Below are 20,393 nucleotides of genomic sequence, written 5' to 3'. Positions count from 1 at the left end.
CATAGCCCCGGGCGACACACGTTACAACATCACATTTTGATCGGAGCAGCCGGGCGTGTTGGCATCGACGCGGGTGGCGGCACCGCGTAGAGCGGGGGGCATGGCCCGCCCCTCCATTGCACCGGCCGCCGCAGTGCCGGCCCCCCGCCCCCGTCCCGCAGCAATCGCCACATGGCTCCTCGCCGTCGCATGCCTGATCGTGCTGATGGTGGTCGTGGGCGGCATCACCCGGCTGACCGAGTCGGGGCTGTCGATCACCGAGTGGAAGCCGCTGACGGGCGTGATCCCGCCGCTCAATGCCGAGCAATGGCAGGCGGAGTTCGACAACTACAAGCGCATCCCAGAATATCAGCAGCTCAACCAGGGCATGACCCTGGCCGGGTTCCAGGCGATCTTCTTCTGGGAATATCTTCACCGGCTGCTCGGCCGGCTGATCGGCGTCGCCTTTGCCCTCCCGCTGCTGTGGTTCGCGTGGAAGCGTGCGATCCCGCGCGGCTATGGCTGGCGGCTGGTAGCATTGCTGACGCTGGGCGGGCTGCAGGGCGCGATCGGCTGGTGGATGGTCGCGTCCGGGCTGGTCGAGCGGACTGACGTCAGCCACTTCCGGCTTGCGACTCACCTGCTCACCGCGCTGTTCATCCTGGCGGGGCTGGTGTGGACGGCGCTGGACCTGCGCGACCTGGCGCGCGATCCGGCAAGCCGGCCGGCACGGCTGACCGGCGCCGGTCTTGCCGTGGGGCTGGTGTTGCTGATCCAGCTGCTGTTCGGCGCCTTCACCGCCGGGCTGAACGCGGGGCTTGTGACGAACGAGTGGCCGCTGATGAACGGACGCTTCTTTCCGGAGGGCGTTCTGCAGCACCGCAGCCTGGTGAGCGCGCTCTTCAACGACCCCTTCCTGATCCACTTCGTCCATCGCTGGTGGGCGTGGGTGACCGTGGCGGCGCTGGTGGTGCTGGCACGGCTTGCCAAGCGCGGAGGCGATCGGCGGGCGTCGATCGCCATCCACAGCGCGTTCGGCATCCAGATCCTGCTTGGCATCGCGACCGTGATGACGGGCGTCAACATCGTCCTGGCGGCATCGCACCAGCTGGTCGGCGCGCTGCTGGTGGCAAGCGTCGCCTGGGGCGCGCACGCGGTCGGACGACGGCGTACGTAACTCCCGCTTTCGCCCTGTGGTATTTAGATACCCGTCAGCAAAGCCCCGGTTTGCTTGACTTTGCAGCCGCTCTCGCGCATTCGGCCGTTGTTCGCTGCCCCCGCGTTCGGGGACAAGCGTGTTGCACCTAGCAACGACCCAGCAAAGAGGTCTCAAGCCCATGAAGGCGCTGATGAAGACCACCAAGTCGGCCAAGCCGCACGAGGTGGAGAAGAAGTGGCATATCGTTGATGCCGAAGGCCTGGTGGTCGGTCGCGCAGCGACGATCATCGCCAACGTCCTGCGCGGCAAGCACAAGACGAGCTTTACCCCGCACGTCGATTGCGGCGACAACGTCGTCGTCATCAACGCGGACAAGGTGCGGTTCACCGGCAAGAAGCTGACGCAGAAGCTCTACTACAAGCACACCGGCTATGCTGGTGGTCTCAAGGAAGTGCGCGCGGACAAGATCCTCGAGGGTCGTTTCCCGGAGCGCATCCTGGAGAAGGCGGTTGAGCGCATGATCCCGCGCGGCCCGCTTGGCCGTCAGCAGATGCGCAACCTGCGCATCTTCAAGGGCACCGAGCACCCGCACGAGGCCCAGAACCCCGAAGTCCTCGATATCGCGGGCATGAACCGCAAGAACAAGGTGGGCGCCTGATGTCCGACAATCGCCAGTCCCTGTCCGACCTGGGCAACCTGACCCAGCAGGCAGCGGTCGCTCCGCAGGCAGCGCCTGCGACGACCTCGACCGACGCGGCTCCGGCTCCCGACGCTGCGGCTCCCGAAGTGCCGGCGCGTCCGGCCACGCCGCTGCGCCCGCAGGAAATCGACCAGTACGGTCGCGCCTATGCGACCGGCCGCCGCAAGGACGCGGTTGCTCGCGTCTGGCTGAAGCCGGGTTCGGGCAAGATCACGATCAACGGTCGTGACCAGGAAGTCTATTTCGCGCGTCCGACGCTGCGCCTCGTCATTAACCAGCCGTTCGGCATCGCCGAGCGTGAGGGGCAGTATGACGTGATCTGCACCGTCAAGGGCGGCGGTCTGTCCGGCCAGGCCGGTGCGGTGAAGCACGGCATCAGCCAGGCGATCACCCGCTATGAGCCGGTGCTGCGCGCGCCGATCAAGGCCGCCGGGTTCCTGACCCGCGACAGCCGCGCCGTCGAGCGTAAGAAGTACGGCAAGGCGAAGGCCCGTCGTAGCTTCCAGTTCTCGAAGCGCTAAGCGACAGCTCATCGCATTTCGAAGGGCGGCTCCCGCAAGGGGCCGCCCTTTTTGTTTGCCCCGGCTCCCCTGGGTGTTAGCAGCGCGCCGGACCTCGCGTAAAAGGACCCTCGTGGTGATCCCGACGACCTGTGCCGCGCCCTGGTGCTTCCCCGTGCGGAGCATCGCGGCGTGACGTCGCGCGAGACGACGTCGTTCCTGCCGCTGGCCCATGCCGATGGCTGGCAGGACGAGCTGAACCGCACCATTGTCGAGACTCTGATGACGCTCGGCTTTGCGCTGATCCAGTGGCCGTGGCTGCTGCGCAGCCTGTCGGGCGGATCCGCTTCGGCCAAGGCCGCGCTGATCGAGGACCTGGGCCTTGCCCCCGACGCGCTGCCGAACCTCGGCAGCTGGAAGGCGGATACGGGCTACCTCTCGCTGATCGTCGATCATATCAAGGCGACCCACCCGCGCAGCGTCGTGGAGCTTGGCGCGGGAGCATCGAGCCTGGTCACGGCCAAGGCACTGCAGCGACATGGCGGCGGTCGGCTCACCAGCCTGGACCAGCATTCGGGTTTCGTGCGCGCGACACGGGACTGGCTGCACGACCACGGCGTCGAGGCCGCGCTGCATGCGGTGCCGCTGCGCCCGGCACCGAACGACTGGCACGGCGCCTGGTACGACACGAGCCCCGTGCCCGACAGCATCGACCTGCTGCTGATCGACGGCCCGCCGTGGAGTATCCACCCGTTCGTGCGGGGGGCTGCGGAAACGCTGTTCGACCGCCTGCCTGTCGGCGGTACGGTGATGCTCGACGATGCGGCGCGTCCGGGCGAGCGGGTGATTGCGGCACGGTGGCGCAAGCGCTGGCCGAACTTCCGCTTCGAGCTCGTGAATCGCGGGACCAAGGGCACCCTGATCGGGACGCGGGTTCGGTAGGTAGGCAGCGCATGCCCGCACCGCGCGGCACGCCTTTGTGGACGTTCGCTACCCAACCGGCTCCGCAGCCACCTGCGGCTCGGTGACCGTATAGTCCGCCTCCCCCATGCGGCGGGCGATGGTCTCGAACTTGCCGTCCGCGATGCGGATCTCGTTGAACGAAGGCGGATTGTCGCGGGTGCGCACCGACAGGGTGCCGGCGCCGACCAGCCGGATCGAGCGGCCGTTGACGACCTCCTCCACATCGAAGGGGTCATGGACATGGCCCGAGAGCACGGCATCGACGCCTGCCGCGGCCAGCGCCTCCAGCGCTTCCCGACCGTGACGGGTTTCCGCCGTCGAGCGCGTCCCAGCCTCGATCAGCGGATGGTGCGCCGCGACGAACACGAGATCGCCCTTGGGCGCGGCGTCGAGCAGGCTCAGCGACCTCTGAAGCGCGCGCTTGCCGACGAACCCCTTGGACCAGTTCCACCGCAGCTGGAACCGGGCGGTGGTCTTGAGCGGCACGACCGTGATCCCACGGATATCGAGCGGTTTCTCGATCACGCGCTCGAGCTGCTTGTAGCGGTGGTAGGGCATCAGGAAGCGCGCGAACGGGTTGAAATACGGCAGGTCGTGGTTGCCCACCTCCACCGTCGTCGGCCGCTGCAACCCTTCCAGCCACGCCGACGCCTGTTCGAACTCGCGGCTGCGCGCGCGCATCGTCAGGTCGCCGGTCATGATGATCGCGTCGGGCTTCTCGGCCTTCACCGCGCGGTCGAACCAGGCGACTGCCGCCGCGTCCTCCGCGCCGAAATGGACGTCGCTGACGTGAAACAGCCGGATCATGCCTTCTCCTCTGCTGGCCGCTGGGGCAGGGCGTTGCCGCCCCTGCCCCATCCGAACGCACGAGAAGGCGGATGGGTCAGCGCGAAACGCCGCCCGAGCCGCTCCACATCTTTTCGCCCCCCACCCAGGTCTCCAGCACGCGCGTGTCGCGCAATGCCTCGGGCGTCGCTTCGCTCGGGTCGCGGTCGACGATCAGGAAGTCGGCACGCATGCCCGGCGCCAGCGTACCGAAGCGCTTGTCGGCAAAGCCCGCATAGGCCGCATCGGTGGTGAAGGCGCGCCACGCTTGGAGCTTGGTGACCGCCTCCTGAGGCTGCCAGCCGCCGGCGGGCTGGCCCTGCGGATCCTGGCGCGTGAAGGCGGCTGCCCAGCCGACGAACGGATTGGGGCTTTCCACCGGATAGTCGGAGCCGAACGCCAGGTGGCCGCTCTGCTTGAGCAGGCTCGCCCAGGCATAGGCGCCCGCCAGCCGGTCCAGTCCCAGCCGCGCCTCCACCATCAGGCGGTCGGAGGTCTGGTGCACCGGCTGCATCGAAGGGATGATACCATATTGGCCAAACCGCGGCAGATCGACCGGATCGACGATCTGCGCATGCTCGATCCGCCAGCGGCGATCGTCCTTGTAGGTGGAGGCGATCTCCGCGATCGCGTCGAGCGCCTGCGCGTTGGCGCGGTCGCCGATCGCGTGGATGGCGATCTGGAAGCCGTCCATCGCGCTGCGGCTCATCAGGTTGAGCAGCTGGTCATCGGCAAGGAAGCCGAGGCCGCTCTCCTTGGGCGCATCGGCATAGGGCCGCTTGAGCCAGGCGCCGCGCGATCCGAGCGCGCCGTCGGCGTAAAGCTTGACCCCGCCCATGCGCAGCTTGTCCGCATAGAGCCAGGGCGTGGGGCCGTTGCCGCCGACCTGAAGCGCCACGTCGACGCCTGCCGAATAGCTCATGATGCGCAGACGTAGCTGGCCGATGTCGCCCATCCGGCGAAAGGTCAGCCAGTCGTCAAGCGTGGTTCCCATGTCGGCGGTGGCGGTAATGCCATTGGCGAGCAGCGTTTCCTGCGCCTTCAGGAAGGCGGCGTTGCGCTCGCGCGGCGACGGCTTGGGCACGTGCCGCTCGACCAGTGCCACGGCGGCGTCGACCAGCACACCGCTCGGCTGGCCGTTCGGCAGCTTCTCGATGCGGCCACCCGCCGGTGCCGGCGTCTTGGCGGTGATGCCGGCGGCCTTGAGCGCAGCCGAGTTCACCCAAACGGCATGGCCGTCCGCCCGCGCCAGCATGACTGGCCTGTCGCGAGTAGCAACGTCAAGGTCCGCGGCGGTCGGGAAGCCCTGGCCCCAGACTTCCTGGTTCCAGCCGCCGCCGACGATCCACGGACGGTTGGCGTTGGCCTGCGCATAATGGGCGATGGCGGCTTGCGCCTCCGCGAGCGAGCGGGTTTTCGACAGGTCGAGCTGGAGCGCGCGGAAGCCAAGCTCCATAAAGTGACCGTGCGCGTCGATCATGCCCGGGATCAGCACCCGGCCCTTCATGTCGGAACGCCAGTCGAGCTTGTCCGGGCGCTTGTCGCCCTTCTTGAGCAACTTGGCGACCTTGCCGTCCTTGTCGATCAGCACGCCGGCAAAGCGGATGACATTGCCTTGTGCGTCCAGCGCAACACCGTCGACATTGTCGATCAGCGCGTCGGCATGGGCAGGCGCGGCAGCGAGCAGTGAGGCGACCAGCGCCGCGGTCCAGCGCCTCACTTGGCGAGCCTCCGGACGAGCGCGCTCGTGTCCTGGCGTCCGCCGCCCATCTTCTGCACCTCGGCATATGCCTGGTCGACCAGGGCTGCGACCGGCAGGCTGGCGCCGTTGCTGCGCGCCTCGTCGAGCGCGAGGCCCAGGTCCTTGCGCATCCAGTCGATCGCGAAGCCGAAGTCGAACTGGTCCTCCGCCATCGTCCCCCAGCGGTTGACCATCTGCCAGCTCTGCGCCGCGCCCCCGGAAATCGCGTCGAACACCTTGGCGAGATCGAGATCGGATGCCTGGGCGAAGCGCAGCGCCTCGCTCAGGCCACCCAGCACGCCCGCAATGCAGATCTGGTTGACCATCTTGGTAGTCTGGCCGGCACCCGCCGCGCCGACGTGGACGATGCGCGCGGCATAGCTCTGGAAAATCGGCTCAGCCGCCGCCATCGCTTCGGCGGAACCACCGCACATGATCGAGAGCGCGCCCTTTTCGGCGCCTGCCTGGCCGCCCGAAACCGGGGCGTCGAGCACCAGCAGGTCGCGCCTGGCGCCCTCCTCTGCGAGCCGCCGCGCGATGGCTGCGGAAACAGTGGTGTGATCGGCAAACAGCGCGCCCGGCCGCATGGCGGCAAAAGCGCCAACGTCGCCCAGCGTCACCTGCTCCAGGTCCGCATCATTGCCGACACAGGCGAGCACCGCATCGGCGCCCTCGGCCGCTTCGGCAGGCGAGGGCGCGACGCGGCCGCCGTGGCGTTCGGCCCAGGCGTCCGCCTTGGCGCGAGTGCGGTTATAGACGGTGACCTCGTGTCCGGCGGACACCAGATGCCCCGCCATCGGGGCGCCCATCACGCCCATGCCGATGAATGCGATCTTCATGGCCGCCGCATACGAAGTTGCGCGGTCCTGCGCCAGCGTCCGCACGCGCTTTCCACACAGGCGGCCGAGTGTTCCTGTTTGGGTCGAGCACCAACGGCAAATCACTTTCCATTTTCATCTGTCCGTTCCATAATCCCGCTTCAGGACAAGTCCGCGGAACGGCGGTGGAAGGGTCGCAAGGTGACAGCTCCGTTTCGGTTTCCGCGCTTCTTTGTCACCAGCCCCTCGCCGTGCCCGTATCTCCCCGGTCGGCAGGAGCGCAAAGTCTTCACCGAGTTGACCGGCGTCCATGCTGGTGAGCTGAACGACGCGCTTGGCCGCATCGGCTTCCGCCGCAGCCAGTCGGTCGCCTATCGTCCCAGCTGCGGCAGCTGCACCGCCTGCGTCTCGGTGCGCGTGGTCGCGGGCGAGTTCGAGCTGAACGCCACCCAGCGCAAGCTGCGCCGGCGCCACAGCGACCTGGTCGTGACCGCCTGCCGCTCGTGGGCGACGGACGAGCAGTTCCAGCTGCTGCGTCGCTATCTGTCGGCCCGCCATCCGGGCGGCGGCATGACGATGATGGACGAGAGCGACTATGCCGACATGGTCGAGCAGACGCCGGTCAACTCGCACATCATCGAATATCGCGAGCCCGGCGTCGACGATCGCCCCGGCCGCCTGGTGGGTGCGTGCATCACCGACCAGCATGCCGATGGCCTGTCGATGATCTACAGCTTCTTCCTGACGGACGATCCGACCCGGCCCGGACTGGGCACCTACATCATCCTCGACCATCTGCTGCGCGCCCGCGCCACTGCGCTGCCCTATGTCTATCTCGGCTATTGGGTGAAGGGGTCGGCACGCATGGCGTACAAGACCCGCTATCGCCCGATCGAGGCGCTTGGGCCTGCCGGCTGGACCCGCCTTGAGGAGCAGGACACCGCGCTGGTCCCGCAGGCAAAGGCGTCGGTGCCCGCCTAGGGCCGGCTTCCAATCAAGCTGGCGTGGTTTCCAGGTTGGCCGGAACCGTCGAGGCTTTCGCACCGACGTCTCCGGCCGCATCGGATCACCGCGCCATCTGATGCGCCAGCAACATGTTGTGGTTGCGGATCCACCCGGGGATCAGGAAGGCGTCGATCAATGCCCACAGGGCGACGAAGAACATCAGCACCACCCCTACACCGATGATGGCGGTGATGAGCCCGAGCAAGGTCAGGGCCAGCTGCGCAATCGCAGTGCCGGTCTTTCCCGAATAGAATCGGTGACCACCAAAACCACCCAGGAAAAGCCAGAGAAGATAGGCAACCCCCACTGACTTGCTGTTGGCACTGTAGAGCATCTGCGCCATGGCCGCGTCGCGGCTGTGCGTACGAACGTCCGACATAGTCCCCCCGTCACTACGATGCAGACTTGCTAGCGCAGGTCGAGGACAGTGGAAAAGCCTGTTTGGGAAACCGGCGAGCGGGCCGGCTTAGCCCTCGCTGCCGAGCAGGCCGATCGCCACACCGACATCGAGTTCCTCGTCGCCGTGGCCGATGCGCGTGCCGGAGATCGGAGCGGCGCCGGCGCTGTCGAGCGCGGCGGCGACGCGGACATAGTCCGGGCCGGCAGGACCGCCGATCGTCGGATCCAGCGTCACCCATCCCCGATCGTGGACGAACACCTCCGCCCAGCCATGCGGCGCCGGGCGCTCACGCCGCTCGCACCCGCCAAGACTATAGCCGGAGACATAGCGCGCGGGCAGCCCGATGGCGCGAAGGCAGGCGACCAGCATCTGCGCGAGGTCGCGCGGGCTCGCGCGCTCGCCTGCAAAGGCGTTCGTTGCCGAAAGCACACCATCTCCGCGCCGACGTTCGATCGCGAAGCGGGCACGGAGCGCGGCTGCGACTCGTTCCGCCCGGACGGTATCGTCCCCGTCGCCCGCCGCCTGCTCGGCAAAGGTGGTCATCCCCGCGTCCGCGGCCGAAAGCGGTGTGGTGCGCAGATAATAGCTTGGCGGCAGCGGCTCGCCGTCACTGCCAAGCGGCTGGGGCGTGTCGCTCAGCAGCACTTCGCCCGAAACCGTGATGCCGATCGTCTCCAGCGGCCCCTCGGCATAGAGCATGCGCACGATATTGCCGTAGCCATCGCGGCTCTCCCGCAGCCGGGCGTCGCAATCCACGTCGATGCGCCAGGAAACCACCGTCTGGTTTGCGCTGTCGTCGGGAAACAGCCGCAACAGCTGGACGACCCGCGCCTGCGGCTCGGTGAAGCGATAGCGGCTGTGGTGTTCGACCTGGAGGCGCATCAAATGAACCGGAACTGGCGGGCGATCGCGGCATCAAGCATCGCATTTTCCCGGATGAAGGCGTTCAGATATTCGTGCAGGCCGCTGACGATGACCTCGTGCGTGCGGGTCTTCTGCATGCGCGCGAGCCGAGTGCGGGCCATGCGATCCGCCTCCCCCTGCAGCCCTGCGCGCTTTCCGAGCAGGTTGAGCAGTTCCACGCTCTCCGCGACGCAGGCGGCGAGGCTGCGAGGAACTTCACCGCGCGACAGCAGCATTTCGATCACCAGGCTCGGCCGCAGCCCCTCATCGTACAGCCAGCGATAGGCGGTTACGGCGGACACGGTCTGGAGGATCGTGGTCCACTGGTCGCGATCCACCACGCCGCCCACCTTCTCGCCCTCGGGCAGCAGCAGATGATATTTGACGTCGATGAGGCGTGCGGTGTTGTCCGCCCGCTCGATCGCGGCGCCCAGCTGGATGAACCAGGTCGCCTCGTTCTTCATCATGCGCTGGACCGCACCCTCGAACCCGCGCGCCTCCGCCTTGGTGGATTCCACCAGGCTCAGCACTTCGGCGGGCTCGTCGCCGCTGGTGGGTCCGTTGAACTGGAGCCAGGCGCGATTGATCGCCGAGAAGGCGTCGCGGGTCAGCGCGGTCCGGACCGCCTTGGCATTGTTGCGCGCGGCATCGAGACACCAGAGGATCGAGCCCGGGTGGCTGCGGTCACAGGTCAGGAACCGACCCACATCCGCCTGCCTGACCGGCAAGCCGGTCGCCGCAAAGGCATCTTCCGTATAGGTGACACTGAGCGCGCTGGCCCAGGCGGCGTCGCCGGCCGGACGCGCGGACAGCACGTCCAGGCGGACGGTCGCCTCCACCAGCCGGGCGATAAAGTCGGCACGCTCGACATAGCGGCCCAGCCAGTAGAGCGACGCCGCGGTGCGGGAGAGCATCGCCATCGCGTCAGCCCTCGCCCTGGATCTGGGTCATGCCGCCCAGGCTTTGCTGCTGCATCGTCGACGGCGCAGGCGAATCGCCGAGCAGCACGAAACTATCCTTGGTGCCGCCGCCCTGGCTGGAATTCACCACCAGCGAGCCCTCGCGGAGCGCCACGCGAGTGAGGCCGCCAGGCACCACCTTCACCCCGTCGCTGCCGGTGAGAACAAAGGGGCGGAAGTCGACGTGGCGCGGGCTCAGGCCCTTGTCGGTCATGGTCGGAACCGTCGAGAGGGCGAGCGTCGGCTGGGCGATATAGCGGTGCGGCTCCGCAATCAGCGCGGCGCGGAACGCCTCGATCTCGGCACGGCTGGCGGTCGGGCCCACCAGCATGCCGTAGCCCCCGGAGCCGTCGACCAGCTTCACGACCAGCTGCTCGAGATTGTCGAGCACGTAGCGCAGCGCCTGCGGCTCGCGGCAGCGCCAGGTCTCGACATTGGGCAGCAGCGGTTCTCCGCCCGAATAGAAGCGGACGATTTCCGGCATGTAGCTGTAGATCGCCTTGTCGTCGGCGATGCCGTTGCCCGGCGCGTTGATCAGGGTGACGTTACCCGCGCGATAGGCGGCCATGATGCCGGGCACGCCCAGCATCGAATCGGGACGGAACACCAGCGGGTCCAGGAAGTCGTCGTCGATGCGGCGGTAGATCACGTCCACCTTCACCCGCCCGGCGATCGTCTGCATATAGACCACGTCGTCGTCGACCAGCAGGTCGGCGGGCTCGACCAGCTCGATCCCCATCGAGTCAGCCAGGAAGCTGTGTTCATAATAGGCTGAGTTGAAGTGGCCGGGCGTGAGCACGACGCACACCGGATTGCGTCCGCAACCATGCGGACTGACCGACCGCATCGTCTGCAGCAGCAGGTCGGGATAGCTGTCGACGGACGCGATGCGCATCTGGCGGAACAGCTCCGGGCACAGCCGGATCATCGCCTCGCGATTTTCGAGCATGTAGGAGACGCCGGAGGGCGTACGGGCATTGTCTTCCAGCACCCAGAACTCGTCGGGGCCGGTGCGGACCAGGTCGATGCCGCAGATATGCGCCGAGATGTCGTGTGGCGGCCGGATACCCACCACTTCGGAACGGAACTGCGGATTGCCCCAGATCAGCTCGGGCGGAAGGATGTTCTCCTTCAGGATGCGCCGCTCGCCATAGATATCGTTGAGGAAGGCGTTGATCGCCTCGACCCGCTGGACCAGGCCGCGCGACAGTCGCTCCCATTCGTCGGCAAGGAACGCGCGCGGAACGATATCGAACGGGATGATCCGCTCCGCCGCCTCGCTCTCGCCATAGACGGCGAAGGTGATGCCGAGCTGTCGAAATGTCGCTTCTGCCGACTGCAGCCTGCGGCCGAGCTCGCGCTCCGGCGTCTCCCGCATCCAACGCGCAAGCGCGTTCAGCTCCGGGCGTGCCGCCTCTGGCCCGCCATGTCCCCAGATCTCGTCAAATGCCGCCTTGTTCATCAACTAAGCTGAAGCCTCCAGAAGCACCCGAGTTCCATGCTGGGACAGGGTGGAGACATCGACAAGGTGAAAAGAGGCAGCGACGGCGAAAGAACGACCTAACCTGTGTGAATTCCGGACACGGTTCGGCGAAGATCGGCTCAGCCCGGCAGGCGGGCGAGCATGTCCGACGTCAGCAGTTGCGGCAGGACCTGCGGCGTCTCTGCACCCGGTGCGTACCACAGGTACAGCGGCACCCCGGCGCGGCCATTCGCCTCCAGGAACCGGCCCAGTGCAGGGTCGCCGTCGGTCCAGTCGCCGACCAGCACCGCCACCTTCTTTGCCGCAAAGACGTCGCGCACCCGGGCGGTCTCGATCGCCGTCTTCTCGTTGACCTTGCAGGTGACGCACCAATCCGCGGTGAAATAGGCGAACACGGGTTTGCCGGACGCGCGCAGCTCGGCAAGTCGGGCTTCGGTAAACGGTTCCGTGCCCTCGGAGGGCGCTGCGGCTTGCGCAGGGACATGCCGGACGGTGGCGACCGCACCGATCGCGAGTAGCAGCGCCGGCAGCATCGGCCAGGCCGCGCGCGTGCGGCCGCTCGCCTGGCGGAGACCGGTCCACCACAGCGCGAGGCCGAGCAGCAGCGCAGCCCCTATTCCCAGCGTCATGCCGTCCACCCCCGCCTGCGCGCCCAGCACCCAGGCGAGCGCAAGCGCCGTCGCAAACATCGGCACCGACAGGATGCGCTGCAGCCGTGCCATCCAGGCGCCGGGACGCGGCAAGCGGCGACGCAGCGCGGGCACGAAGCCCAGGAGCAGGAAGGGCAGTGCCAACCCCAGGCCAAGCCCCGCAAAGATCGCGAGCGCGGCAAGCGTCGGCAGTACCAGCGCCGCTCCCATCGCTGCCCCCAGGAACGGCCCGGTGCAGGGGGTGGCAACGAACGCGGCAAGCGCTCCGGTCGCAAACGCACCGACCGCCCCGCTCTCCCCCGCAAAGCGTGGCGTCGGCAGGGTGAACAGGCCGGCGAGGTTGAGCGCGACTCCCGTTACCAGCAGCAACAGCAGCAGGATGACTCGCGAGTCCTGAAGCTGGAACGCCCAGCCCGCCGCCACCCCGGCGGCCCGCAGCGCGAGCATCGCACCGCCCAGCGCGAGGCAGGTCAGCAGCACCCCGGCGGTATAGGCAAGCGCCTCCTGCCGCGCGCCGCGCGCGGACTCGCCCGCACGCGCCAGGTGCAGCGCCTTGAGGCTCAGGATCGGGAAGACGCAGGGCATGACGTTGAGGATCAGCCCGCCCGCGACCGCCCCGAGCAGCGCCAGCAGGATCATACTCCCCTGCCCCTGCGGTGCCGACACGGCACCGGGTTGCGCCGACACGGTGAAGGCTTGCCCGCTGCCGGTGGCAAGCACGCCCTCGATCCGCTTCGGCAGCGTGCCCTCGGCGGCATCGGTCTCGATCACCAGCAGGTCACCGTCCCGCGCGACTCGCTGGGGTGCGCTGTAGGACAGCGCGTCCGGGGTCAGCGGATAGAAATAGGCGTCGGTCGCGGCCTCCGTCGCGGGGAACGGGACGCCGATGCGCAGGCGGGCCGCGCCCTCGTCCTGCACCACGGCAAAGCGCGCCGCCGAGCCGAGCGGCCGGGGCAGCGCCGCGCGCCAGCGATCGAACAGCGCCCGCCGCTCCGGACTGATCCGGCCATCGCCAATTGTGAGATCGACCGAAAGATCGGCGTGTTCGGGCACGCACAGCTGTTCGGTGCAGACCAGATAGTCGCTGCGCACCCGGATCGGCAGGCGCGTGCCCAGCGCCATTCCGGACGGCAACTTCAGCCGTACCAGCTGTGCGAAGGGCCCCTCATAGACATAGTTCATCAGCCCGGCGACCGTCAGCCGCTGCGGCACCGGATAGAGCAAGGGACCCGCGGCGATGCCCGCCGGCAGCGTCCAGTCGAGCCGCGTCTCCACCCCCGCGTCGCCGGGGTTCTGCCAGTAGCCGTGCCAGCCCGGCTCGGGCCGCGAATCGAATGCGAGCGTGACCTCTTGCCCGGCCGCCGGCGTGTCGGTTTCGGCTACCAGCCGGATGGCGATGTGGCGCGACTGCCCCGCCAGCTGTGCACGCGCTTCGCCCGTGCCCAGCAGCGCCAGCATCGCCAGAAGCATCAAACAGAGGCGCACCATTGTCCTTCCTTGCCGCACCCGCCGGGATGGGGGATAGCCGCCTCCTATTGCGGATGCACCCTGCCATTCTCAGGAGTTACCTACATGCGTCTTGTTCGCCCGCTCGCGTCGCTGGCGGCGGCCTGTCTGCTCAGCAGCACGGCCTTGGTTCCCTTGCGTGCGCAGGAGGCTCCACCCGCAGCGCCCGCACCCGCGGCGCCGACGACTCCACCCAAGCTGATCGTCGCCATCTCGGTGGACCAGTTCTCGGCCAACCTGTTCGCCGAGTATCGTAACCGGTTCACCGGCGGCTTTGCGCGGCTGCTCGACGGCCAGGTGTTCCCCTCGGGCTATCAGAGCCATGCCGCGACGGAGACCTGCCCCGGCCACTCGACGATCCTCACCGGGTCCCGCCCCTATCGCACCGGCATCATGGCCAATGACTGGATCGACCAGAAGGCCGCCCGCGCCGACAAGAAGGTCTATTGCGCCGAGGACGAGACGGTGCCCGGCAGCACCTCCGAGGACTATACCGTCTCCGACCGTCACCTGAAGGTGCCGACCCTGGGCGAGCGGATGAAGAACGCCAACGCCGCGACTCGCGTGGTCTCCGTCGCCGGCAAGGACCGGGCGGCCGTGATGATGGGCGGCCACAAGGTCGACGAGCTCTGGTGGTGGGGCGGCAAGGGCTTTGTCTCCTATGCCGGGCGCACCATGCCCGCGGTGGTCCAGCGTGCCAACGCCGCCGTGACGCGGCAGATCGCCACGGCCCAACCGGCGCTCGACCTGCCGGCGCTGTGCCAGGCGCGCGCCCTGCCCGTGCAGGTCGGCACGCGCACGGTCGGCACCGGGCGGTTCGAGCGCACAGCCGGCGATGCGGGCGCCTTTCGCCGCTCGCCCGAGTTCGACGGCGCCGTGCTGGCGCTCGCGGCCGGGTTGATCCAGGACATGAAGCTGGGCCAGGGCGCTACCACCGACATCATCTCGGTCGGGGCGTCGGCCACCGACTATATCGGCCACGGCTTTGGCACCGAGGGCAGCGAGATGTGCCTGCAGATGCTGGCGCTCGACCGTTCGCTCGGCGACTTCTTCCAGGTGCTCGATGCGACGGGAGTCGATTACGAGGTGGTGCTGACCGCCGACCACGGCGGCCAGGACATTGCCGAGCGCCACGCCCAGCACGGCATGCCCGAGGCGCAGCGGCAGAGCGCCAATCTGGACGTGAAGACGATCGGCGCCGCGATCGGGCAGAAGCTCGGCATCGCTGGTCCCGTGCTGCTGGGCGGCGTGAATGGCGACGTGTGGTACGACATCAAGCTCACGGCCGCACAGCGCGCGGCGGTGGAGCGCGAGGCGATCGCCCGCTTCTCGGCCGACCCGCAGGTGGAGGCGGTGTTCACCCGCAAGCAGGTGCTGGCAACGCCCATGCCGGGGCACAGCGAGCCGCAGACCTGGTCGCTGCTGGAGCGTGCGCGCGCCTCGTTCGACCCGCAGCGCTCGGGCGACCTGCTGGTGCCGCTCAAGCCGCGCGTGACCCCGGTGCCGCTGCCGGTGGGTGCCACCGTCGCGTCGCACGGCAGCTTCTGGGACTATGACCGGCGCGTGCCGATCCTGTTCTGGCGCAAGGGCATGACGCCGTTCGAACAGCCGCTGGGCGTCGAGACGGTGGACATCCTGCCGACCCTGGCCGCACTGATCCATCTGCCGGTGCCGGCAGGCGAGATCGACGGGCGCTGCCTGGATCTGGATGCCGGGCCGGGCGACAGCTGCCGGCGGTAACGGGAGGGGGCGGCCCGAGAGGCCGCCCTTTCTTTGTCGGAGCGCCCGCATCGCCGGTGCGGCGCTTGCGGCCCTGGGCTCCTGCCTTCGCATGAGCACGGGTTTGTGGAGGCCGCGCTCTCCACCACCAAGGAACTAGTGCTCCTGCGAAGGCAGGAGCACAGGGCCAAGACCGCTGCCGCGGATGGCCCCGCCCACCACTCCCGCAGGGGAAGCGTGGACCCTTACCCCAGCCGCCCGAGTGCCGCCTGGAGCCGCGCGGCTTCCGCCTGCTTGTCGGCGTGGTCGGCGCGGGCCTTTTCCACCGCCTCCGGCTTTGCGCGCGCCGCGAAGTTCGGGTTCTCCAGGCGAGCGCCCAGCGAGTCCCGCTCCTTTTCGGCTGCGGCGATCGCCTTGGTCAGGCGGGCACGTTCGGCCTCCAGGTCGACGACGCCTGCCAGCGGCAACACAAAGGTCGCCTCATCCACCACGATCTGGAGCGCGCCACCCGCCGGCACCTCACCGGTGGCCACGTCGACGCGGGCGAGGCGCGCGAGCACGCTTTCCTGCGCCGCCATGCGCTCGGCCGTCAGCGACGAGGCGTCGCGAACGTGGATCGGCAGACGCGCGCCCGGCGGCACGTTCAGCTCGGTGCGCGCGGCGCGCACTTCGCTCACCAGGCGGATCACCCAGTCGATCTCCTGGCTCGCCGCCGGGTCGAGCGCACGCGCGTCCGGGATCGGCCAGCGCGCCACGATCAGGTCGTTCGAGCGCGTGCCCATCGCATGCCACAGCTCTTCGGTGATGAAGGGCATGAACGGGTGCAGCATCACCAGGATCTGGTCGAGCACCCAGCCGGCAACCGCGCGAGTCTCGTCAGCACCCGCGGTACCTTCGCCCTGCAGCACCGGCTTGATGAGTTCGAGGTACCAGTCGCAGAAGCGGCTCCACACGAACTGGTAGATCGCGTTGGCCGCGCCGTCGAAGCGCAGGTCGGCGAGCGCCAGGTCGACCGCCTGCACGCAGGCCACCGTCTCCGCGACGATCCACTTGTTGACCGCGAGGTTCGCCGCCGGCGGCTCCAGCGTGGTGGACGCGCCGATGCCGTTCGCCTGGGCGAAGCGCGACGCGTTCCACAGCTTGGTCGCGAAGTTGCGGTATCCCTCGACCCGCTTCTCATCCATCTTGATGTCGCGGCCCTGGCTCTCCATCGCCGCCATGAAGAAGCGCAGCGCGTCGGCGCCGTACTGGTCGATCAGCCCCAGCGGATCGACGGTGTTGCCCTTGGACTTGGACATCTTGGCGCCGTCGGCCGCGCGCACCAGCCCATGCAGGTAGAGCTTGCGGAACGGCACCTCGCCCATGAAGTGCAGGCCCTGCATCATCATCCGCGCATCCCAGAAGAACAGGATGTCGAAGCCCGAAATCAGCACGTCGTTCGAGTAGCGCCCGCCGAGCGTCGGATCGGTGTTCTCCGGCCAGCCGAGCGTCGCGAACGGCCATAGCGCCGAGGAGAACCAGGTGTCGAGCACGTCGGGATCGCGGGTGAGCACGACGCCCTCGCCGGCTTCCGCCTGTGCCGCTTCCTCGGTCTCGGCGACAAACACGCGGCCATCGTCCGCGAACCACGCGGGGATGCGATGCCCCCACCACAGCTGGCGGGAGACGCACCACGGCTGGATGTTCTCCATCCAGTTGTAATAGGTCTTTTCCCAGCTCTTGGGCACGATCTGGGTCTTGCCCGAGCGGACCGCCTCGATCGCCGGCTGCGCCAGCGTCTTGGCATCGACATACCACTGGTCGGTCAGCCACGGCTCGATCACCACGCCCGAACGGTCGCCATAGGGCGTCTGGATGGTGCGCGGCTCGGCGTCGTGCGCGTTGCCGTCCTTGTCGAGGTGGGGGACGAGGAAGCCCTCTTCCTTCAGCCGGGCGACGATCGCCTTGCGGGCTTCGAACCGGTCGACGCCCAGCAGCTCCTCGGGCACCAATCCGTCGGCAGTCTGGGTGACCTGCGCCTTGGCGTCGAGCATGTTGAGCATGTCGCGCGCCTCGATGCCGGCGCGCCGGCCGACCTCGAAGTCGTTGAAGTCATGGCCCGGCGTGATCTTGACCGCGCCCGAGCCCAGCGCCGGATCGGCATGCTCGTCGCCGACGATCGGCACCAGCCGGCCGGTGATCGGCAGGCGCACCTGCTTGCCGATCAGCCCGGTGTAGCGCGGATCCTCCGGATGCACCGCCACCGCCATGTCGGCGAGCAGCGTCTCCGGCCGGGTGGTGGCGACGCGGATCTCGCCCGATCCGTCGGCGAGCGGATAGCGCAGGTGCCAGAAGCTGCCCTGCACTTCGCGCGTCTCGACCTCCAGGTCGCTGATCGCGGTGCCGAAATGCGGGTCCCAGTTCACCAGCCGCTTGTCGCGGTAGAGCAGCCCGTCGCGGTGCAGCTGCACGAACACCTTCACGACGGCCTTGGTGAAGCCCTCGTCCATGGTGAAGCGCTCATGGGCCCAGTCCATCGAGCAGCCCAGGCGGCGCAGCTGGCCGGTGATCTGGCCGCCGCTCTCCGCCTTCCACTCCCACACCTTGTCCACGAACGCCTCGCGGCCGAGATCGGTGCGCTTCACGCCATCCTTCGCGAGCGTGCGCTCGACCACCATCTGCGTGGCGATGCCGGCGTGATCGGTGCCTACGACCCAGCGCGCGTCCTTGCCCTGCAGGCGCGCGTGGCGGACGAGAATGTCCTGCAGCGTGTTGTCGAGCGCGTGGCCGATGTGGAGGCTGCCCGTGACGTTGGGCGGCGGGTTGACGATCGTCCAGGGCTCGGCGCCCGTCCGCTCGGGGCGGAACAGCCCCTGCTCTTCCCAATGCGCGTACCAGCGCGTTTCGATGGCGGCGGGATCAAAGGTCTTTGCAAGCTCGGTCATGGCCGAGCGCATGGCGCAGCCACCGCGCGGACGCAAGCGCCCGCGGGGCGCGGCTTACTCCCGGCCGCTGATGCGGGCGATCTCGCGCGCGACCATCGTCTCGACGATCGCGGGCAGCTTGGCATCGAGCCAGTCGCGCAGCATCGGGCGCAGCATCTCGCGGACCAGCCCCTCGAGCGAATCGGCCCCCGGCGCCTCCGGCTTCACCACCATGCGCGACAGGGCTTCCAGCGCACCGCGGCTCGCCTCGGCCGCACGGGCGGACAGGATGGCGGGGTCGATCTCCGGCTGCGGTGCAGCGGCGGTAGCCGGAGCGGCGGTCACTGGCGCGGCTGCGGCACGCGACGGCAGCGGCTCGCTCACCGCGTCGTTCAGCTCCAGGACCTCGTCCTCGTCGTCCTCGTCATAGACGGGCGCCGGTGGCCGCACCGGCTTGCGGACGCGCGAGACCGGGCCATCGCCCTCTTCGGCGATGATCCGTTTGATCGACGAGAGGATGTCCTCCATCGACGTCTCGGTACTCATGTCCCCCACCGCGAACCTCATGGTTACCGTCTTCCTGACCGATCAGCTGTCGGGGTTTGCACGATTGGTGTCAACGGGGCGCGTCGCTGCGTCGCCACCCCGGCGATTGGCGGCATCGCCGCCGTCGGTGATGCCATAGGGATTCACGTCCTTGCGAAGCTCCGGCTCCAGCTCGCGCGTGACGACCGGCGTCTGCGCGGGCGTGCCGACGGTGGTGCTCGCCACCGGCTTGGGCGCAGGGTCGCTGTCCCAGTCCCAGATGCGGTTGCGCACCCGGCTGTAATTGGCGGTCGGATCGTAGAGTGCGCCGCCGTCCAGCCCCAGGTCCTGTGCCTCCGCCCGGCCCATCGCCGCCAGGAGCGCGAAGCCCGCGACATAGGCGTCGCGCCGCGCCGACACGAGCTGGACCTGCGAATTGAGCAGCTCCTGCTCCGCATTCAGGATGTCGAGGATGGTGCGGGTGCCGACGCTGTTCTCTGCGCGCACGCCCTCCAGCGAAAGGCGGTTGGCGGCGACCTGCACCTCCGACGACTGGATCACGCCGAGCGACGACCGCCAGGCGGCGAAGGCAGACCGCACGTCGGAGACGACGCCGCGCTCCACCTGGGTCACGCGCTCGATCGCCGAGCTTTCGACCGCCTGCGCCTGACGGACCTGTGCGGCCGGGCCTCCGCCCTGGAACAGCGGCACCGACAGCTGCAACCCCGCCGTGACAGAGGCGCCGTCGGCGGAAATGCGGATGCCGTTGATGTCCGGGATCGAGTTGAGAACCGTCGAGTAGCTGCCGCCGCTCACCGCCGACACCCGCGGCAGGCGGCTTGCGCGGGCGACGCGGACGTCGAAACCGGCGGCGTCGCTCTCCCGCTGTGCCGCCTGAAGGGCTGGATTGTTGTCGACCGCAACCGTCACCGCCCCTTGCGGGTCGCCAGGAAGGTTCGGAAGCTCCGGCGGCGGTGCCAGGGTTCCCGGAGCAGCCCCGGTCACCTCCACATAGTTCTCGCGGCTGGTGATCAGTTGCGCCTCGGCACTGCGCAACTGCGCCTGTGCCGACGCGAGCCGCGCCTCAGACTGGGCCACGTCGGTTCGCGTGAGGTCGCCCACCTCGAACCGGTCGCGGGACGCCTGAAGGTTCACCTCCAGCACGCGGACGTTCTGCTGGTTGAGGCGCACGATCGCCTCGTCCCGCAGAGCGTCGTTGTAGGCGGCGACTACCTGCGTGAACACGTTCGCCTCGACGCTGCGCAGGTTGGCACGCCCCGCCTGGACCCGCCGCTCGGCGGCACGCACCGAATTGCGCACCGCGCCGCCGCTGTAGAGCGGGACGGCAAGATTAACCCCTGCGGTCGCCGTCCGGCGCGGCTGGGCGATGCTGTTGTTCGTCGTGTTGAGGACGTTCTCGCTATACGAGCCGTCGGCGCTCAGCTGCGGCAGGCCGGAGGCGCGCGCGAGTGGCACGCCTTCGTCGGTGGCGCGCAGGTTGGCGCGCTCCCCGGTCAACTGCGGGTTGCTGGCATAGGCGCGCACCAGCGCCTCGCGCAGCGTCTCCGCCCCCGCCGACGACGCTGCACATGCCGCCAGGCTGACCCCGGCGATCCAACGAAACGCGCGCATACTCCCCCTCCCCTGGTTTTGCG

17 protein-coding genes are annotated in these 20,393 nt (G+C 68.5%); 6 read left to right on the top strand and 11 right to left on the bottom strand.

Annotation, left to right across the window (positions count from 1 at the left end):
- The first annotated feature begins 100 nt into the window (after nucleotides 1-100).
- From LK533_RS03480 to LK533_RS03465, 4 genes are all read left to right on the top strand, one after another.
- Nucleotides 101-1,156: a COX15/CtaA family protein gene (locus LK533_RS03480; protein ID WP_229361368.1), complete on the top strand. Its 1,056-nt coding sequence runs from the start codon at nucleotides 101-103 to the stop codon at nucleotides 1,154-1,156.
- A gap of 160 nt (nucleotides 1,157-1,316) precedes the next feature.
- Nucleotides 1,317-1,796 (top strand): 50S ribosomal protein L13, encoded by a 480-nt coding sequence (rplM, locus tag LK533_RS03475; protein ID WP_229361367.1) that lies wholly within the window; start codon nucleotides 1,317-1,319, stop codon nucleotides 1,794-1,796.
- Nucleotides 1,796-2,359 (top strand): 30S ribosomal protein S9, encoded by a 564-nt coding sequence (rpsI, locus tag LK533_RS03470; RefSeq protein ID WP_229361366.1) that lies wholly within the window; start codon nucleotides 1,796-1,798, stop codon nucleotides 2,357-2,359. Before rplM ends, rpsI begins: the two co-directional genes overlap by 1 nt.
- A 144-nt stretch (nucleotides 2,360-2,503) precedes the next feature.
- Nucleotides 2,504-3,280, top strand: a complete 777-nt coding sequence (locus LK533_RS03465) for a class I SAM-dependent methyltransferase (protein WP_229361365.1) — start codon at nucleotides 2,504-2,506, stop codon at nucleotides 3,278-3,280.
- 48 nt (nucleotides 3,281-3,328) lie between these two features.
- Here the strand turns inward: LK533_RS03465 and LK533_RS03460 are convergent, their stop codons facing one another.
- The 3 genes from LK533_RS03460 to LK533_RS03450 form a co-directional block, all read right to left on the bottom strand.
- Nucleotides 3,329-4,108, bottom strand: coding sequence for a metallophosphoesterase family protein (locus LK533_RS03460; RefSeq protein ID WP_229361364.1), 780 nt, complete (start codon nucleotides 4,106-4,108; stop codon nucleotides 3,329-3,331).
- Between the two features lie 76 nt (nucleotides 4,109-4,184).
- A complete protein-coding gene (locus LK533_RS03455) occupies nucleotides 4,185-5,846 on the bottom strand; it encodes an amidohydrolase (protein WP_229361363.1) in 1,662 nt (553 codons plus the stop codon).
- Entirely contained in the window at nucleotides 5,843-6,742 is a 900-nt protein-coding gene (locus LK533_RS03450; RefSeq protein ID WP_267495189.1) for an NAD(P)-dependent oxidoreductase, read from the bottom strand. The genes LK533_RS03455 and LK533_RS03450 overlap by 4 nt, the downstream gene beginning before the upstream one ends.
- 144 nt (nucleotides 6,743-6,886) lie before the next feature.
- On the opposite strand from LK533_RS03450, the gene LK533_RS03445 reads away from it, so the two are divergent.
- Nucleotides 6,887-7,666 carry an arginyltransferase gene (locus tag LK533_RS03445; RefSeq protein ID WP_229361361.1) on the top strand — a complete coding sequence of 260 codons (780 nt, stop codon included), beginning with the start codon at nucleotides 6,887-6,889 and terminating at the stop codon, nucleotides 7,664-7,666.
- Between the two features lie 85 nt (nucleotides 7,667-7,751).
- Here LK533_RS03445 and LK533_RS03440 read toward each other — a convergent pair whose 3' ends face one another.
- From LK533_RS03440 to LK533_RS03420, 5 genes are all read right to left on the bottom strand, one after another.
- Nucleotides 7,752-8,033, bottom strand: coding sequence for a TM2 domain-containing protein (locus LK533_RS03440; RefSeq protein WP_229361360.1), 282 nt, complete (start codon nucleotides 8,031-8,033; stop codon nucleotides 7,752-7,754).
- Between the two features lie 123 nt (nucleotides 8,034-8,156).
- On the bottom strand, nucleotides 8,157-8,972 hold the full coding sequence (locus tag LK533_RS03435; protein WP_229361359.1) for a transglutaminase family protein: 816 nt from the start codon (nucleotides 8,970-8,972) through the stop codon (nucleotides 8,157-8,159).
- Entirely contained in the window at nucleotides 8,972-9,907 is a 936-nt protein-coding gene (locus tag LK533_RS03430) for an alpha-E domain-containing protein (RefSeq protein ID WP_229361741.1), read from the bottom strand. Before LK533_RS03430 ends, LK533_RS03435 begins: the two co-directional genes overlap by 1 nt.
- Before the next feature lie 10 nt (nucleotides 9,908-9,917).
- Nucleotides 9,918-11,414: a circularly permuted type 2 ATP-grasp protein gene (locus LK533_RS03425; protein ID WP_229361358.1), complete on the bottom strand. Its 1,497-nt coding sequence runs from the start codon at nucleotides 11,412-11,414 to the stop codon at nucleotides 9,918-9,920.
- A 140-nt stretch (nucleotides 11,415-11,554) separates the two neighbouring features.
- Entirely contained in the window at nucleotides 11,555-13,573 is a 2,019-nt protein-coding gene (locus LK533_RS03420; RefSeq protein ID WP_229361357.1) for a protein-disulfide reductase DsbD family protein, read from the bottom strand.
- Nucleotides 13,574-13,657: 84 nt separating this feature from the next.
- On the opposite strand from LK533_RS03420, the gene LK533_RS03415 reads away from it, so the two are divergent.
- Nucleotides 13,658-15,331: an alkaline phosphatase family protein gene (locus LK533_RS03415; RefSeq protein WP_229361356.1), complete on the top strand. Its 1,674-nt coding sequence runs from the start codon at nucleotides 13,658-13,660 to the stop codon at nucleotides 15,329-15,331.
- Nucleotides 15,332-15,555: 224 nt separating this feature from the next.
- On the opposite strand, the gene LK533_RS03410 is transcribed toward LK533_RS03415, so the two are convergent.
- Genes LK533_RS03410 through LK533_RS03400 form a run of 3 tightly spaced genes read right to left on the bottom strand, consistent with a single transcriptional unit; the run spans nucleotide 15,556 to nucleotide 20,370 of the window.
- Entirely contained in the window at nucleotides 15,556-18,234 is a 2,679-nt protein-coding gene (locus LK533_RS03410) for a valine--tRNA ligase (RefSeq protein ID WP_229361355.1), read from the bottom strand.
- Between the two features lie 54 nt (nucleotides 18,235-18,288).
- Nucleotides 18,289-18,768, bottom strand: a complete 480-nt coding sequence (locus tag LK533_RS03405) for a DUF2497 domain-containing protein (RefSeq protein ID WP_229361740.1) — start codon at nucleotides 18,766-18,768, stop codon at nucleotides 18,289-18,291.
- A 33-nt stretch (nucleotides 18,769-18,801) separates the two neighbouring features.
- The gene (locus LK533_RS03400; protein WP_229361354.1) at nucleotides 18,802-20,370 is read right to left on the bottom strand and encodes a TolC family outer membrane protein; all 1,569 of its coding nucleotides are present in this window, start codon (nucleotides 20,368-20,370) and stop codon (nucleotides 18,802-18,804) included.
- Nucleotides 20,371-20,393: the final 23 nt, after the last annotated feature.

Source organism: Sphingomonas sp. PL-96, from assembly GCF_020707215.1.
Taxonomy (GTDB): Bacteria; Pseudomonadota; Alphaproteobacteria; order Sphingomonadales; family Sphingomonadaceae; genus Sphingomonas.
This window is presented reverse-complemented; position numbering and strand designations above follow the sequence as displayed.